The 13,462-nt window shown below is 71.4% G+C and carries 16 protein-coding genes and 1 pseudogene; 13 read left to right on the plus strand and 4 right to left on the minus strand.

Translation table 11 applies throughout. The annotated features are described in order from the left end of the window. Window positions 1-5: 5 nt before the first annotated feature. The 5 genes from aroC to BM204_RS14790 are packed head-to-tail and all read left to right on the plus strand — an operon-like array spanning window position 6 to window position 3,847. Complete coding sequence (gene aroC, locus BM204_RS14770) at window positions 6-1,184, plus strand: chorismate synthase (protein ID WP_091114816.1); 1,179 nt, start codon at window positions 6-8, stop codon at window positions 1,182-1,184. Continuing rightward, a complete protein-coding gene (locus BM204_RS14775; protein ID WP_246166248.1) occupies window positions 1,181-1,693 on the plus strand; it encodes a shikimate kinase in 513 nt (170 codons plus the stop codon). Before aroC ends, BM204_RS14775 begins: the two co-directional genes overlap by 4 nt. Beyond that, window positions 1,690-2,820, plus strand: a complete 1,131-nt coding sequence (gene aroB, locus BM204_RS14780; protein ID WP_091114819.1) for a 3-dehydroquinate synthase — start codon at window positions 1,690-1,692, stop codon at window positions 2,818-2,820. Before BM204_RS14775 ends, aroB begins: the two co-directional genes overlap by 4 nt. Continuing rightward, window positions 2,817-3,260 carry a type II 3-dehydroquinate dehydratase gene (locus tag BM204_RS14785; protein ID WP_091114821.1) on the plus strand — a complete coding sequence of 148 codons (444 nt, stop codon included), beginning with the start codon at window positions 2,817-2,819 and terminating at the stop codon, window positions 3,258-3,260. Before aroB ends, BM204_RS14785 begins: the two co-directional genes overlap by 4 nt. Window positions 3,261-3,280: 20 nt before the next feature. Then, complete coding sequence (locus BM204_RS14790; protein ID WP_091114824.1) at window positions 3,281-3,847, plus strand: hypothetical protein; 567 nt, start codon at window positions 3,281-3,283, stop codon at window positions 3,845-3,847. Between the two features lie 93 nt (window positions 3,848-3,940). On the opposite strand, the gene BM204_RS14795 is transcribed toward BM204_RS14790, so the two are convergent. Then, the gene (locus tag BM204_RS14795) at window positions 3,941-4,342 is read right to left on the minus strand and encodes a hypothetical protein (RefSeq protein ID WP_091114826.1); all 402 of its coding nucleotides are present in this window, start codon (window positions 4,340-4,342) and stop codon (window positions 3,941-3,943) included. 197 nt (window positions 4,343-4,539) lie between these two features. Between BM204_RS14795 and BM204_RS14800 the strand changes: the two genes are divergently transcribed. The 8 genes from BM204_RS14800 (at window position 4,540) to BM204_RS14835 (ending at window position 11,731) form a co-directional block, all read left to right on the plus strand. Beyond that, on the plus strand, window positions 4,540-5,343 hold the full coding sequence (locus tag BM204_RS14800; protein WP_143099779.1) for an SIMPL domain-containing protein: 804 nt from the start codon (window positions 4,540-4,542) through the stop codon (window positions 5,341-5,343). Between the two features lie 112 nt (window positions 5,344-5,455). After that, window positions 5,456-6,019, plus strand: a complete 564-nt coding sequence (gene efp, locus BM204_RS14805) for an elongation factor P (protein ID WP_091114831.1) — start codon at window positions 5,456-5,458, stop codon at window positions 6,017-6,019. Then, window positions 6,019-6,426 (plus strand): transcription antitermination factor NusB, encoded by a 408-nt coding sequence (nusB, locus tag BM204_RS14810; RefSeq protein ID WP_091114834.1) that lies wholly within the window; start codon window positions 6,019-6,021, stop codon window positions 6,424-6,426. Before efp ends, nusB begins: the two co-directional genes overlap by 1 nt. A gap of 12 nt (window positions 6,427-6,438) precedes the next feature. Further along, on the plus strand, window positions 6,439-7,233 hold the full coding sequence (locus BM204_RS14815; protein ID WP_170259171.1) for a DUF1206 domain-containing protein: 795 nt from the start codon (window positions 6,439-6,441) through the stop codon (window positions 7,231-7,233). A gap of 45 nt (window positions 7,234-7,278) precedes the next feature. After that, on the plus strand, window positions 7,279-8,652 hold the full coding sequence (locus BM204_RS14820; RefSeq protein ID WP_091114840.1) for a dihydrolipoyl dehydrogenase family protein: 1,374 nt from the start codon (window positions 7,279-7,281) through the stop codon (window positions 8,650-8,652). A 113-nt stretch (window positions 8,653-8,765) separates the two neighbouring features. Next, on the plus strand, window positions 8,766-10,157 hold the full coding sequence (locus BM204_RS14825) for a MinD/ParA family ATP-binding protein (RefSeq protein WP_091114842.1): 1,392 nt from the start codon (window positions 8,766-8,768) through the stop codon (window positions 10,155-10,157). Between the two features lie 53 nt (window positions 10,158-10,210). Beyond that, on the plus strand, window positions 10,211-11,221 hold the full coding sequence (locus BM204_RS14830; protein ID WP_091114844.1) for an NADPH:quinone reductase: 1,011 nt from the start codon (window positions 10,211-10,213) through the stop codon (window positions 11,219-11,221). Window positions 11,222-11,275: 54 nt separating this feature from the next. Further along, complete coding sequence (locus BM204_RS14835; protein WP_091114847.1) at window positions 11,276-11,731, plus strand: NUDIX hydrolase; 456 nt, start codon at window positions 11,276-11,278, stop codon at window positions 11,729-11,731. Here the strand turns inward: BM204_RS14835 and BM204_RS23300 are convergent. From BM204_RS23300 to BM204_RS14850, 3 genes and pseudogenes are all read right to left on the minus strand, one after another. Further along, complete coding sequence (locus BM204_RS23300) at window positions 11,715-12,107, minus strand: YkvA family protein (RefSeq protein ID WP_091114849.1); 393 nt, start codon at window positions 12,105-12,107, stop codon at window positions 11,715-11,717. The genes BM204_RS14835 and BM204_RS23300 overlap by 17 nt on opposite strands. 400 nt (window positions 12,108-12,507) lie before the next feature. Beyond that, a pseudogene (locus BM204_RS23560) lies at window positions 12,508-12,669 on the minus strand (TetR family transcriptional regulator); the annotation flags it as partial. A 232-nt stretch (window positions 12,670-12,901) separates the two neighbouring features. Beyond that, window positions 12,902-13,309: a PPOX class F420-dependent oxidoreductase gene (locus BM204_RS14850; protein WP_091114852.1), complete on the minus strand. Its 408-nt coding sequence runs from the start codon at window positions 13,307-13,309 to the stop codon at window positions 12,902-12,904. Window positions 13,310-13,462: the final 153 nt, after the last annotated feature.

Below are 13,462 nucleotides of genomic sequence, written 5' to 3' on the forward strand. Positions count from 1 at the left end.
AGCCCATGTTGCGTTGGCTCACTGCGGGCGAGTCCCACGGCCCGTCCCTGGTCGCGATCCTCGAAGGCCTGCCCGCTCACGTGCGGGTGACCACCGAGGACATCGGCGACTCCCTGGCCCGTCGACGCCTCGGCTACGGCCGCGGCGCCCGGATGAAGTTCGAGCGGGACGAGGTCACCATCACCGGTGGCGTCCGGCACGGGCTCACCCAGGGTGGTCCGGTCGCGCTGCAGGTGGGCAACACCGAGTGGCCCAAGTGGGAGAAGGTCATGGCGGCCGACCCCGTGGACGCCGACGAGCTCGAGTCCCTGGCGCGCAACGCCCCGCTGACCCGGCCGCGTCCCGGTCACGCCGACCTGGTCGGCATGCAGAAATATGACTTCACCGACTCCCGCCCGATCCTCGAGCGCGCCTCGGCCCGGGAGACCGCGGCCCGCGTGGCGCTGGGTCGCGTGGCCAGCAACTTCCTCGAGCAGGCCGTGGGCGCCCGGATCGTCTCCCACGTCATCGAGCTCGGCGGCGTCCGCGCCCCCGACGGCCTGTGGCCCGATGCCGACGACCTCGAGCGGCTCGACGCCGACGAGGTCCGCTGCCTCGACCCCGACACCTCCGCCGCGATGGTGGCCGCGATCGACCAGGCCCACAAGGACGGCGACACCCTCGGCGGCGTCGTCGAGGTCGTCGTGCACGGCCTCCCGCCGGGCCTCGGCTCCCACGTGCACTGGGACCGCCGCCTCGACTCGCGCCTGGCCGGCGCTCTGATGGGCATCCAGGCGATCAAGGGCGTCGAGGTGGGCGACGGCTTCGCGCTCGCCGCGACCCCTGGGTCGCTCGCCCACGACGAGATCGTCCCCACCGACGAGGGCATCCGCCGCACGTCGGACCGCTCCGGCGGCACCGAAGGCGGCATGACCACGGGGGAGGTGCTGCGCGTGCGCGCCGCGATGAAGCCGATCGCGACCGTCCCGCGCGCCCTGCGCACCGTCGACGTGAGCACCGGCGAGGCGACGGTGGCGCACCACCAGCGCTCCGACGTCTGTGCCGTGCCCGCGGCCGGGATCGTCGCCGAGGCGATGGTCGCGCTCGTCCTGGCTGACGCCGTCGTCGAGAAGTTCGGCGGCGACTCCGTGCAGGAGACCAAGCGCAACGTCGACAGCTACCTCGCTGCCTTGAGGTACCGATGACGCTCGCTGTGATCGTCGGCCCCATGGGCGCCGGCAAGTCGACCGTGGGAGCCCTGCTCGCGGAGTCCCTGGGCGTCCTCGCGCGCGACAGCGACACCGACGTCGAGCGCATCGAGGGTCGCTCGATCTCCGACATCTTCGTCGACTCCGGTGAGCAGCACTTCCGGGTCCTGGAGAAGGCTGCGGTCGCCGACGCGCTCGCCAGCCACGACGGTGTGCTGTCGCTGGGCGGGGGTGCCGTGCTCGACCCCGACACCCAGGCGCTGCTCGCCGGCCACCGCGTCGTGTTCCTCCGCGTCGGTCTCTCCGAGGCGGTGAAGCGCGTGGGTCTCGGCACCGGCCGCCCACTGCTCCTCGGCAACGTCCGCGCCCGCATCAAGGCCGTGCTCGACGAGCGGGCCCCCGTCTACGAGTCGCTCGCCGACTTCACCGTCGACACCGACGGTCGCACCCCGGCGGAGATCGCCGACGAGGTGCGCCAGGCCCTCGAGCAGGTGGCCCGGCCGTGACCTCGACCCCGGCGACGAGCTCTGCGGCCGGAGCCAGCGTGCTCCACGTCGGCGGCGCCTCGCCGTACGACGTCGTGGTCGGCGCTGGCGTCACCGACCGCCTTGCGGCGATGCTGGGCAGCTCGGTGCAACGGATCGCCTTCCTCTACGCGGGGCGGCTCGGTGAGATCGCCCAGCCGGTGGTCGACGCGTTGCGCGCCGACTACGACGTGCTCGCCCTCGGGCTGCCGGACGGTGAGGCGGCCAAGACCGCCGCGACCGCCAACGACTGCTGGGAGGCGCTCGGGGCCGCCGGCTTCACGCGCTCCGACGCCGTCGTCACCTTCGGCGGCGGAGCCACCACCGACCTCGGGGGCTTCGTCGCGGCCAGCTGGCTGCGCGGTGTCCGGGTCGTCCACGTGCCCACGACCCTGCTGGCGATGGTCGACGCCGCAGTCGGGGGCAAGACCGGCATCAACACCGGGGCCGGCAAGAACCTCGTCGGCGCCTTCCACGAGCCGGCCGGCGTGCTGTGCGACCTGGCGCTGCTCGAGACGCTGCCGCGTGCGGAGCTGGTCGCCGGGCTGGGCGAGGTCGTCAAGTGCGGGTTCATCGCCGACCCGGAGATCCTGCGGCTGGTCGAGGCGACCGAGCCGGAGGCCCTGACCCCGGGCTCGGTGGTGCTGCGTGAGCTCGTCGAGCGCGCCATCCAGGTCAAGATCGACGTGGTCGTCGACGACCTCAAGGAGACCGGGGGAGCCGACGGCCATCCCGGTCGCGAGGCCCTCAACTACGGCCACACCCTCGCGCACGCGATCGAGCGCGCCGAGGACTACGCGATCCGCCACGGCGAGGCCGTCGCGATCGGCTGCGTGTTCGTCGCCGAGCTGGCCGGGAGGGTCGGGCGACTCGCGCCCGACGTCGTCGCGCGCCACCACACCGCCTTCGCGCGGGTGGGCCTCCCCACGAGCTACGACGGCGCCGACTTCGACGAGCTCCACGCCGCCATGCGGGTCGACAAGAAGGCGCGCGGTTCCCAGCTGCGCTTCGTGGTCCTCGACGACCTCGCCCGCCCGAGCGTCCTGGCCGGTCCGTCCGAGGACGACCTGCGCGCGGCCTACGACGTCATCACCGGTGGTCCCCGGTGACCACCGAGCGGAAGGTGCTGGTCCTCAACGGCCCCAACCTCGGACGCCTGGGCCGTCGCCAGCCGGAGATCTACGGCACGACGACCCACGCCGAGCTGGCGCACCTGTGCGTCACGTGGGGAGCCGACCTCGGCCTCGAGGTCGAGGTGCGTCAGACCAACCACGAGGGCCAGCTCCTCGACTGGCTCAACGAGGCCGCCGACGACCACACCCCCGTGGTCCTCAACGCTGCCGCGTGGACCCACTACTCCTGGGCGATCTTCGACGCCTGCGCCCAGCTCACCGCGCCGCTGGTCGAGGTCCACATCTCAGATCCGACCCAGCGCCCCGAGGTCTTCCGCCACACCTCCGTCGTCACCCCCCACGCGGTCGAGGTGGTCGCCGGGCACGGCATCGACGGATATCGCCTGGCGCTCGAGAGGCTCTGTCGCACGCCATGACTTCCCGAGGGTCCCGTGCCGTGCGCATCGCAACCGTCCCGCTCGTCGGGGCCGGCCTCGGAGCGCTGGTCGGCGGAGTCCTCGGACGCGCGGCGATGTATGGCATCGCCCTGCTCAACCCCGAGGCCACCGGGCGACTGAGCGACGACGGCTTCGTCATGGGCCGCTTCACGCTCGCCGGGTCGCTCAGCCTCGTGGCCGTTGGCGCGTTCCTCGGTCTCCTCGGCGGTGTCATCTATGTGGTCGTGCGGGGGCTGCTCTTCGGACCTGGCTGGTTCCGGGTGGTCTGCGTCGGGCTCGGCGCTGGCGTGCCGGTCGGCAACCAGGTCGTCCACGTCGACGGTGTCGACTTCACCCTCCTCCAGCCGGTCTGGCTGTCCGTGGCCCTCTTCGTGGCGATCCCCGGCCTCTACGGCGTCCTGCTCACCCTCGTCGCCGAGCGCCGCCTGCTCTGGCGCTGGCCGGTCGGCGGCGCGCCTCGCGGACGCCTGGTCGTGATGTCGCTCTGGGGGGCGCGGGCGGCCGCGTTGGCGCTCGGATCGGCGTCGCTGGTCGAGCTCGTCGGCAAGGTCCGCGAGCTCAGCTGAGCGTCGACGCACGAGTCCGGACGCCACACCACGCAGGCCGGGCGCGGGCTCGACCTGCGTGGGTGGGTTGGGGGGGGGCTTGGGTGTGACCTCTCAGGGAAGCGGGGCGATCCAGGTGAGGGAGGCCGTCTCGAAACCATTGAGGAGCAGCGCGCCACCAGAGGTCTGGGTGACCGTGGTGGTGACGAACTGACCGGCACTGAGGTTGATGACACAGGTGACGTTGACGAACGTCGAGCCTGTCGTCGCCGCGCTGTCCCGGTCGAAGCAGGCCGGGCCAACAGGACCGGGCGCGCCGTCGGCGCCAGCCGGGCCCGGGGCACCGGCGGCACCTGTGGGACCGGCAGGTCCAGCAGGCCCGCGGTTGCCCTTGAGCGTCGTGCGCGCGGCGGGGCTGAGGTCCTTGGCAGCGATGCTGCCGTCCTTGATCTGCTTGCCGGTGATGAGCGTCGCGCGGGCCGCGCTGCTCGCCATCGCCGGACCGTCGATCGCCACGAAGGGCGAGCATCGCGATCGCGATGCCGGCCCACTGACTGCGGAGGGTGGTCATCCTCGGAGACAAGAACTGCTGCTGCGGCCGGGACCGGAGGTCTGGACCACCTGGCCGGAACCGCGTTCCGGGTCCTGGCGTCCAAGCGCGCAACCGACGCTCGGAGGATCCCGTGGACAAGAACGCTGACAGGAACATCACCGTGAGCACGACCGGTCTGCTGGTGGCAGCGCTCGCCGTGCTGGCCCTCCTCGTCGCCTACCTGCTCGGCGGGTCGGGTGGCACACCGGCCGCCCAGGCGGTTATACCGAGCCAGACGGTTGAGGGCACCGGTGTCGATCCCCGCACCCTCACCATGACCGGCGTCGGCGAGGCGACCGCCGTACCCGACCAGGTGACCTTCGACCTATCGGTGCGGATGAAGCAACCCGAGCTAGACGCGGCGCTCGACGCGGCGAGCCTCACCATGACGCGCGTGCGGGCGGCCCTCGAGGCGGAAGGGGTGGAGCGCAAGGACGTGCAGACCACCGGGCTGGAGATGCATCCGGTCTACGACTACCCGCGCTACTCGTCTCCCGTGCTCACGGGCTACCGGGTCACCCAGAGCGCCGCCGTGCTGGTCCGGGAGCTCCGCTCGGCCGGCGGAGCTGTCAGTGCCGCGATCGACGCCGGCGGCAACGCCGCGCGGGTCGGCGACATCGCCCTCAAGATCGGTGACCCCGAGGCCGCCCTCGGCAAGGCCCGCCGGCTCGCTGTCGAGGAGGCCACCCTCAAGGCGCAGGAGTACGCCGAGGCGACCGGCGAGGAGCTCGGCGCGGTGATGACGCTGCGCGAGGTGGACGCGACGTCACGCAGCGCGATCGACGACCGGCCGCTCACCTACGAGGTGGCTGCGGCCTTCCGCTCCTCGGCCGACTCCGCTCCGCTGCCGCTCAGCGCCGGGCGCGCCGACCTCGGCGTCACGGTGCAGGTCGTCTGGGAGCTGGCTGCCGAGGACAGCAGGTAGGGCGGTGGCGCATTCGGCGGGGAGGTCGGGCGCGGCTAGACTCGTCGGCTGTTGCCCGCTACGGACCGGGTGATGCTCGACCCCCCTCAGACACGAAGGCTGAATCGCGCGCATGGCATCGACCAACGACCTCAAGAACGGCATGGTGCTCAACATCGACGGTCAGCTGTGGGCCGTCGTTGACTTCCAGCACGTCAAGCCCGGCAAGGGCCCGGCGTTCGTGCGGACCAAGCTCCGCAACGTCGAGTCGGGCAAGAACGTCGACAGGACCTTCAACGCCGGCACCAAGGTCGAGACCGCCACGGTCGACCGCCGCACCATGCAATACCTCTACAACGACGGCACGTCGTTCGTCTTCATGGACACCGGCACCTACGAGCAGACCGAAGTCAGCCCGGAGGTCCTGGGCGACGGCGCCAACTTCCTCCTGGAGAACCAGGACGCGATCGTCGCGACCAACGAGGGCCGCGTGCTGTTCGTCGAGCTGCCTGCCTCGGTCGAGCTCATCATCGCCTTCACCGAGCCCGGCCTCGCCGGTGACAGCGCCACCGGCCGCACCAAGCCCGCGACGCTGGAGACGGGCCACGAGATCCAGGTCCCGCTGTTCATCAACCAGGGCGAGAAGGTCAAGGTCGACACTCGTGACTCCTCCTACCTGGGTCGCGTCAAGTCCTGATGGGTGCTCGCTCCAAGGCCCGCAAGCGCGCGCTCGACGTCCTCTACGCCTCCGAGATGCGTAGGGAGTCGCCCAACGACGCCCTGGACCGGCTCATCACGGAGGGGGAGGCGCCCAACAACGCCTACACGGTGACCCTGGTGCGCGGAGTGGTGGAGCACCAGGTCGAGATCGACGGCCTGCTCGCGTCCTTCGCCGAGGGCTGGACCCTCGACCGGATGCCGGCCGTCGACCGCAACGTCCTGCGCATCGGGGTCTGGGAGCTGCTCCACGCTGACGACGTGCCCGACACGGTCGCGGTCTCCGAGGCGATGGCGCTGGTGCGTGACCTCTCGACCGACGACTCGCCGCCGTTCGTCAACGGCATCCTTGGGGCGATCCAGCGCTCCAAGACCGCTCCTGCCTGACATGATCTGATGATGAACAACGTCGACAGCCAGGACGCCGTGGACACCGCGGGACGCATCGGACTGGTCGCCTACGGCGTCGTCCACCTCCTCGTCGGGTGGCTGGCCCTCCAGCTCGCCTTCGGTGAGAGCTCCGGCTCCGCCTCCAGCACGGGAGCCATCCAGGAGCTCTCCACCCAACCGCTGGGCGGTTTCTTGGTGTGGGTCGTCGCGATCGGCATGTTCCTGCTCGCGCTGTGGCGCCTCGAGGACGGCTTCCTCGGTCGTGGGCACGAGGACTCCTCCGACCGCGTCAAGGCCGGCGTCGTCGCCGGCTTCAAGGCCGTCCTCTACGTCACTGTCGGCATCAGTGCCCTCAAGGTCGCCCTCGGCTCCGGGTCCTCCGGTGGCGGTGGGTCCGACACCATGACGGCCAAGGCGATGGACCTGCCCGGTGGTCAGCTGCTCGTGGGTGCCGTCGGGCTGGGGATCATCGCCTACGGGGTCCGCCTAGTGTGGATCGCCTGGAGCGAGTCGTTCCTGAAGAAGATCGACGGCAAGGACCGCGGCGGCAACACGGGATCGGCCTTCAAGTGGCTCGGCAAGGCCGGCTACGCCGCCAAAGGCGTCTCGATCGCCGTCATCGGCAGCCTGTTCGTCTACGCAGCCGCCACGCATGAGGCCAAGAAGTCGGGCGGGCTCGACCAGGCGCTCCGCGAGATCCTCCAACAGCCGTTCGGCCCCGTCCTCCTGACGCTGGTCGCGCTCGGCATCATCGCCTACGGACTCTTCGCGTTCGCCCGCGCCAAGCAGGACTCCCCGGACTGAGCCGCGGCCCTGTCGGGTCCTTGGACGGCGTGCGAGGCTGAGGCCATGAGCGCAAGAGACGTCGACGTCGTGGTGATTGGGCTGGGACCGGGCGGCGAGTTCGCCGCACAGAAGCTCGCCGAGGCCGGACTGCGGGTCGTCGGGGTGGAGCAGGGCCTGGTGGGCGGCGAATGTCCCTTCTACGGGTGCATCCCCTCCAAGATCATGATCCGCGGAGCGGGCACGCTGGCCGAGGCACGCCGTGCCCCGCTGCTCGGTGGGCCGACCGACGTGACGCCCGACTGGAGCCTGGTCGCGCGTCGCATCGACAAGCAGGCCACCAACCACTGGAACGACGACGCCCACGTCGATCGGCTCGTCGAGGCCGGTGTCGAGGTCATCCGTGGCCGTGGCCGCCTCGACGGTCCCGGTCGGGTCCTGGTCGACGGCGCGGACGGGGACGGGCACGAGTTGGTGGCCCGCCGCGGGGTGATCCTCAACGCGGGGACGATGCCGGCCACCCTGCCGATCGACGGCCTGGCGGACACGCCGTACTGGACGAACCGCGAGGTCGTGAAGGTCACCGAGCTGCCGAGCAGCCTGGTGGTCATCGGCGGCGGGCCGATCGGTTGCGAGCTGACGCAGGCGTTCGCGCGCTACGGGGTCGAGGTCACGCTCCTCGAGGTCGCCGACCGGATCCTCGGCCCGGAGGAGCCCGAGAGCAGCGAGGTCATCCACGGGGTCCTCGAGAGCGAGGGCGTCACGATCCGCACGGGGGTGAAGATCGGCAACGTCAGGCACGACGGGCGCTTCCACGTCGACCTCGGCAGCGAGGTCGTCAGCGCCGACCAGCTCCTCGTCGCAGCCGGTCGCAGGACGTTGCTGACCGGCATTGGGCTGGAGACCCTGGGGCTCGCCGACGACCTGAAGATGATCGAGACCGACGAGCGGATGCGCGCGGGAGAGCGGCTCTGGGCGGTCGGGGACGCGACCGGCAAGGGAGCGTTCACGCACGTCTCGATGTATCAGGGTGCGGTCGCCGTGCGCGACATCCTCGGCGAGGACGGGCCGTGGGCCGACTACCGCGCGGTCAGCCGGGTGACGTTCACCGACCCGGAGGTCGGGTCGGTCGGGATGTCGGAGAAGCAGGCGCGCGACGCTGGGCTGCAGGTCGTGGTGAGCGTGGCCGACATCGCCGAATCGAGCCGCGGCTGGATTCACCAGGTGGGCAACGAGGGCGTGATCAAGCTGGTCGCCGACGCCGACCGGGGCATCCTGGTGGGGGCATCCGCGGTGTCCCCGGCGGGTGGAGAGGTGCTCGGGCTGCTCGCCGCCGCGGTGCACGCCGAGATCCCGATCTCCACGCTGCGCACGATGCACTTCGCCTACCCGACCTTCCATCGCACCATCGAGGTGGCCCTCGCCGGCCTGGAGTTCTGACCCCTCGCGCCACCTCTCGGCCCGACCTGGGGGTTTGAGCGCCGTCTCGTTGGACAGACTGCCGCGCAGGCGCACGCCCGTCGGCCCCCTGGCTCGGAACGAGAAGGACTGTCATGACCCAGCACCCGCACGACCCCGCACACGCCCCGGACGAGCGGGAAGCCTCCGACACCAGTGACCGGCTCTACACGCCCGAGGAGCTCCACGCCTACGGCGGGCGAATCGCCCCACTGGCCCCGCCTGCCCCACCGGCCCCGCCTGCGCCGTCTGCGCCGCCGCGGCGCCCTGACCCGCTGAGCGACCCGCTCACGGACCCGCTGCCCGGCCAGGTTGCTGCCCCTCCGGCGCCGCCGGTGATCCAGTTACCGCGCAGCCCTGCCCCGTTCGCACCCCCACCTGCCCCCGGCGCCGGACCGCCGGGGCCGCCGCCGGCCGCTCCGCCCAGCGCCCCGCCCGGCGCCCCGACCAGCGCGCCCACCGCCGCACCTGCACCGGAACCGCCTGCACCCGCGGCGGCCGCGGCGGCCGCCGTCGTGCCTGCTCCGCAGCCGGAGGGTGAGGTGCGCCGGTTCATGACGGCGACCGACTTCCTGGACCGGCGTGACAACGAGCTGGAGAACGGGCCTGCGACGTGGGGCTGGCGCGGCAAGGTACGGCGCTGGAGCGGCGGGCTGGTCCAGCCCAAGATGGGCCCCAAGGAACTGGAGTTCGAGGGCCACCGCTCCGCGATCCAGCGTGACTTCGACGGCCCGCGCACGATCGCGTTCATCAACCCCAAGGGCGGCGCAGCCAAGACGACCGGGGTGCTGGCGGCCGGCTACACGTTCGGCACGGTCCGCGGCGGCGGCGTCGTTGCGTGGGACAACAACGAGACCCGGGGCACCCTCGGCATCCGCGGCACGCGCAGCAACCACCGCAACACCACCCGGGAGCTGCTCGAGGACCTCGAGCGCTTCAGCGACGTCTACCAGTCGCGCATCGGCGACCTCGGTGCGTTCGTGCGCTCCCAGGGCGACGCCCACTTCGACGTCCTCGCCTCCGACGAGCGACCCGACGTCACCGGGACGATCCGAGCCGAGGACTTCGGAGCGGTACACACGCTGCTCGAGCGCTTCTACCGGGTGATCCTGGTCGACACCGGCAACAACATGCGCGCGGAGAACTGGCTGGCCGCCGCCGAGGCCGCCGACCTGCTCGTCATCACCAGCACGGTGCGCGAGGACACGGGCTACAGCGGTCTGTGGATGCTCGACGCGCTCCAGGACGCGGGCATGCAAAACCTGAAGTACAAGGCAGTCACGGTCCTGTCGGACCCCTCCGCCCAGGTCGACAGCAAGCTCGCGCACGACCTCGTGCAGGTCTACGAACAACGCACGCGTGCTGTCTACCGCGTGCCCTACGACCCGGCGCTCGTGTCCGGGTCGGTCGTGCCCTACGCGCAGCTGTCCGAGACGACGAAGATGTCGTGGCTGCGGGCGTGCGCGGGGATGGCCGCGGCGCTCTGACCCGGTGACGGTGACGGTGGAATGTCTGAGCGACGCGCGGTGCTGGGACTGACATGCGAGCAGTCGTCTACTCCCAGACCGGTCCGTCCTCCGTCCTGAGCCTCGTCGAGCGCGACGTCGCCGAGCCCGGCCCCGGGGAGGTCCGGGTTCGGGTCGTGCGGTCAGGCGTGAACCCCACCGACTGGAAGTCCCGCGCCGGGATGTCACAGGGCCATGACGAGGTCGTGCCGGGGCAGGACGGGGCAGGTGTGGTCGACGCCGTCGGCGTGGGCGTCGAGGACCTGGCCGCAGGGGACCGCGTCTGGCTGGTCCTGGCGCAGCACGGCCGGGCCTACGGCACGTCGGCCGAGCTGACCGTCCAGCCCGCCGAGCGCGTCATACGCCTTCCCGACGAGGCCGACTTCGACCTTGGGGCAAGCCTCGGTGTCCCTGCCGTCACCGCACACCGTGCCCTGACTGCCGCCGAGGGGGGTCCGACCCGTCTGGGGCCCGGCGCCCTCGAGGGCCGGACCGTCCTGGTCGCTGGTGGAGCAGGGGCCGTCGGCAACGCCGCCATCCAGCTCGCCCGCTGGTCCGGCGCGACCGTGATCACCACGGTGAGCAGCGACGAGAAGGCCGTGCTGGCTCGCGCCGCCGGTGCGCAGCACGTCGTCAACTACCGCACGTCGGATGCCGCCGCGGAGATCCTCACCATCGCTCCCGACGGTGTCGACATCGTCGTCGAGGTGGCCCCGGCCCAGAACAACGAGCTCGACCTGGCCGTGGCGAAGAACCGCGGCACGATCGCGATCTACGCCAACAACGGTGGCGACTCCTTCTCCGTCGAGATCCGTGCCACGTTCTCCCGCAACCTGCGCTACCAGTTCCTGCTGCTCTACACGCTCGGCGCCGACCTCATCGCGGCGGCGGCCGAGGACGTCAACGCCGCGATCGTTGCTGGTGCGTTGCGCGTCGGCGAGGACGCCGGCGTGCCGCTGCACCATTTCCCGCTGGAGGAGACCGCCGCGGCGCACCAGGCCGTTGAGGACGGCGCCATCGGCAAGGTCCTCATCGACATCGGGTGACGGTCGCGGCGATCTGCCACGAGCCCTGGGCGCGCCCGCTTGTAACGTGGGCGGATGCCGGTCCCTGACTTCGTCGTCCGCCTGCGCGAGAGCATCGGACACGACCTGCTGTGGCTCCCGGGAGTCACTGCGGTCGTCCTGCGTGACGACGAGGTGCTGCTGGTCGAGCGCTCCGACAACGGTCGATGGGCGCCGGTGACCGGCATCGTCGACCCGGGGGAGCACCCCGAGGTCGCCGCGGTGCGCGAGGCGCTGGAGGAGACCGGTGTCGTCTGCGAGATCGAGTCGCTGGTCTGGGTGGACGTGACGCCGGTGATCACCCACGTCAACGGCGACCTCGCTCAGTACCTCGACCACACCTACCTCTGCCGCTACGTCTCCGGGGAGGCGCGCGTGGGCGACGACGAGTCGCTCTCCGTGCGGTGGTGCGAGCTTGACGACCTGCCAGAGATGGAGCCGGTGCTCGTCGAACGGATCCGGCGCGCGGCGGGAGTCAGAGCAGGCGCTTGAGCGTCGCCAGTCCCTGCGGCGTGCCCGGCCAGTGCCGGTCGAGAGCGTCCGGTCCGGCCCGGCGCGCGACGGAGCGAAGCGCGAGGGCCACGACGACGACGTCGTCGGCGTAGCCCACCACCGGGATCACGTCGGGCACCAGATCGATCGGCAGCAGCAGGTAACCCAGGGTCAGCCCGAGTCGCCAGCGCACCCCGCGGGGGAGCGTCGGGTCGACAGCAAGCCGGCGCAGGAGGCGTACGACGTCCGGCAGGAGGCGCAGCGCGTCCTTGACCGTCGTGGGGTCGTCGTGGCGACGGCTGGCGGCGTAGAGCACGCCGACGAGCGCTGCCCACGCCACGAGCAGGCCCCCGATGACCCCCAGCACCACGTCCACGGGAGCAGCGTGTCATGCGGAAGGGCGGCCGGTCAGGTCGATGGCGAGGCGGGAGAGCAGTTCCTGTGCCGCAGGGAGCGGCATCGGGTCCTCCCGGCCTGCACAGCGCGACGGCGAGGCCGTCGACTGCTGCGACCAGCAGGTCGAGGTCGCCTGCTTCCGGCCGGTGGTCGAGGGTGACGTCGAGGAGGGCGCGGTCCTCGCCGCGTGCCCACCACAGGGTGTGGCGCAGCGTCTCCTGGTTGCGCTCCAGCTCGCACCACCCCAGCCAGGCGCGGACGTCGGGCAGCTCATCTGGCTCGCGCGGGAGGAAAGCCAGGACACCGTCTCGCCGTGCGCGCTCCTGCATCCTGGCCGTCCGTGCCCTGCTGGTGGCGAGGGCTGCGACGGCCAGCATGTGCTCGCGCGAACCGTAGTGAAGGCTCAGCGTGGCCGGGCTCAGGCGGCACTCGTAGGCGATGGTGCGCATGGTCAGGGCAGAGGCGCCCTGGGTGGCGAGCAGGTAGTTCACCGCGTCGGCGACGGTGCCGATCCGGGTTGTGGTGTCAAGGAGTCGGGGCATGCAGCGATGTCACCACGCATCGGTTGCGTCGTGCCCGGCTCCTCCACAGGGAGCGATGGATGCCGGTGGAAGGCTGGGTTCGTCGTTGCTGATGGCGCGGGTCCTGGGGTCGCCAGGGGCAGGGGCAGGTGCCCGTCTGGGGTGGTCAAACGTTTGGCCACCTCGCGAGACGGCCGTCGGGTGCGGACTCACCCGCGCTTCGGCCCCGCGCCCGGCCCCGCCTCGGGAGGACTCAGTCCTTCGCCGCACCCCACCCGTGCCACCGATCGACCACGAACCACGCGTTGACGCGCGCGCTGTCGCGGGTGGGGTAGGGCCGGTCGGCGTAGTGGGTGCTCAGCCGGTCGATGCCGACGAGGTCGTCGTCGTCGCTGATCTCGACGACGCGACCGATGAGGGAGACGTGGGTATACCAGTCGCCGCCGTCGAGCACGGTGAGCGTGACGCGCGGGTCGCGGCGCACGTGCTTCACGCGGACCCGGGTGTGGTCCATGTTGAGCAGCACCCGGTCGTCGTCCTCCAGCGCGTACCACGTCGCCACGGAGACCGGCGCGCCGTCGGAGCGGAGGGTCGTGATGACCGCGGGGTTGGGCTTGAGCAGCAAGGCACGGACGTCGTCGGGGAACGGCAGCTCGGGCATGGGGGACCTCCTGAGATCGGTCCTGCCAACCTAGCCAACGACCGCAGCTGTCCGCCGATCGAGAAGCCGACGGTCCCGTAGGTCCGTTCCCTCACCGCTGCGGTAGCGTGACGCCCGATCGACATCCTTTAACGAGCCGTCCTGTGAGGCGGA

The sequence above is a fragment of the Nocardioides psychrotolerans genome (assembly GCF_900113685.1).
GTDB classification, from domain to species: domain Bacteria; phylum Actinomycetota; class Actinomycetes; order Propionibacteriales; family Nocardioidaceae; genus Nocardioides; species Nocardioides psychrotolerans.